This is a genomic window from Mycobacterium sp. (genome assembly GCF_050701675.1).
In the GTDB taxonomy this organism is placed as follows: domain Bacteria; phylum Actinomycetota; class Actinomycetes; order Mycobacteriales; family Mycobacteriaceae; genus Mycobacterium.
In genome coordinates this window covers 1-1,659 of the sequence record NZ_JBOGDD010000871.1, presented here as the reverse complement: position 1 = coordinate 1,659, position 1,659 = coordinate 1, and the positions used below count along the sequence as shown (strand labels likewise).

Genomic DNA, 1,659 nt, shown 5'->3' with positions numbered 1-1,659 from the left:
TGCCAGAACGGCGTGCTCGGCACTGAGTCCGTCCTGCCTGCGCTTGCCGCCGACAGCTCCGACCTCGTCTCCAGCGTGCGCCGACTCCTCGACGCCGCACGGCAGTTCGGCGTCCGCGTCGTGCACGCGACCTACGAGGGGAGCCTCGGCGGCCGCCCGACGGGTACGGCGCGGTTGTGGCGAGCGCTGGGACCGGCCACCGTGAACTGGGCACCGGGTACCGCCGAGACCGCCGTCGTCGCCGACCTGCTGGAGCCGAGCGACCTCGTGCTGCCACGCCACCACGGCCTCTTTCCGACACTGGATTCCGAGTTGTTGCCCGTTCTCAAGGGTTTTGGCGTGGACACCATCGTTCTGGTCGGGGTATCACTGAATCTGGCCATCACCCACACTGCGGGCCACGTGACCCAGGCCGGGTTCAATCTCGTCGTACCCCGAGACGGAGTCGGCGGCACCCCGGCCGACTATGCAGAGCAGGTGCTGAACAACACCATCGCCGTGCTGGGTCGACTGACCACCGTCGACCAGTTGATCGCCGAATGGACCACTCCCACTTCGTGACGGGTGCCATTGACGACCCGCTTCCTACCGACTCAGTGCTCGCGTACACTACCTGTATTACTAGGTAAACGATGTCGAGTGATTGGTGAGGGTCGATGGACTGGGGACTGCCGTGGCCGGGGCCCGACCTTGCGGCGCACGCCGAAGCGGCTGGCGCAAGCGCCTTCTGCGCGGGTGAATTCGCTGATCTGAGCGCCTACGTCACCACAACCGAGATGGCACAGAACACCTCGACCGCGATGGTGGGCCCGGGAATCGCCTACGCGTTTGCCCGATCACCGTTCGTGCATGCCGCGGCCGTGCGGCACCTGTCGCGCGCATCGTCGGGCCGGGTGTTCCTGGGCTTGGGCGCGGGGACCTCCCGGATGAACAGGGACTGGTTCGGCGTCGAGGCCACTCATCCCGCACCCCGAATGGCGGAGCTGATCCAGGTGATCAGGGCCTACCTCGAGGCCGAGAACGGTGAATCCATCCGGTTCAGCGGCGACTTCTACAACATCGACGCGGACATCCGAGCACCCGTGCTCGGCAGGCTCGACGTACCGATTCTCATCGGCGCGTTCAACAAGATCATGGTGAGAACCGCGGGTCGCGTCGCCGACGGCGTTCTGGGACATGGATTGTTCACCGACCGCTGGTGGACCGAGGTGATCGAACCCGAGCTCGCTCGCGGCGCCGAATCGAATGGGCGCAATGCCACCGACATGCGGCGTTGGGGTTGGCTCATCACGGCGATCGACGACGACGATCCAGAGCGCGCCGTTCGGGACGCCAAGCTGCAGATCGCCTTCTACCTGACCGTGCGGACCTACGACTCGCTGGTCGAACTGCACGGCTGGCAGGACCAGGTCGCAGCGATCCGCGAGGCCTTCCGCAGCAGCAGGCCGGAGAGCATCGCCGATCACGTCACCGATAACATGCTGTGGTCCATTGCGATATGTGGGGGCACCGAGCAGGCGCGTGAAATGCTCTCCGCACGCATGCGATTGCCCGATCTCGCGTTCGCGTCTCCCCCGAGCTTTCTGGTTGGGCGCAAACGTCGTGCGCAGTACGACGCCGCGGCCATCGGACTGATGTCCGGGACGCGCTGACCCGAGT

General features: G+C 65.8%; 2 protein-coding genes. Both read left to right on the top strand.

What is annotated here, in order from left to right:
* A partial coding sequence (locus ACRDUX_RS26690) for an isochorismatase family protein (RefSeq protein ID WP_526418179.1) occupies window positions 1-561 on the top strand: 561 nt, incomplete at its 5' end.
* A gap of 95 nt (window positions 562-656) precedes the next feature.
* Window positions 657-1,652 (top strand): LLM class flavin-dependent oxidoreductase, encoded by a 996-nt coding sequence (locus tag ACRDUX_RS26685; RefSeq protein ID WP_526418177.1) that lies wholly within the window; start codon window positions 657-659, stop codon window positions 1,650-1,652.
* The last annotated feature ends 7 nt before the right edge of the window (window positions 1,653-1,659 follow it).

Coding starts and splice junctions, on each gene's coding strand:
- ACRDUX_RS26685 (WP_526418177.1), top strand. CDS start 657: ATGGACTGGGGACTGCCGTGGCCGGGGCCCGACCTTGCGGCGCACGCC.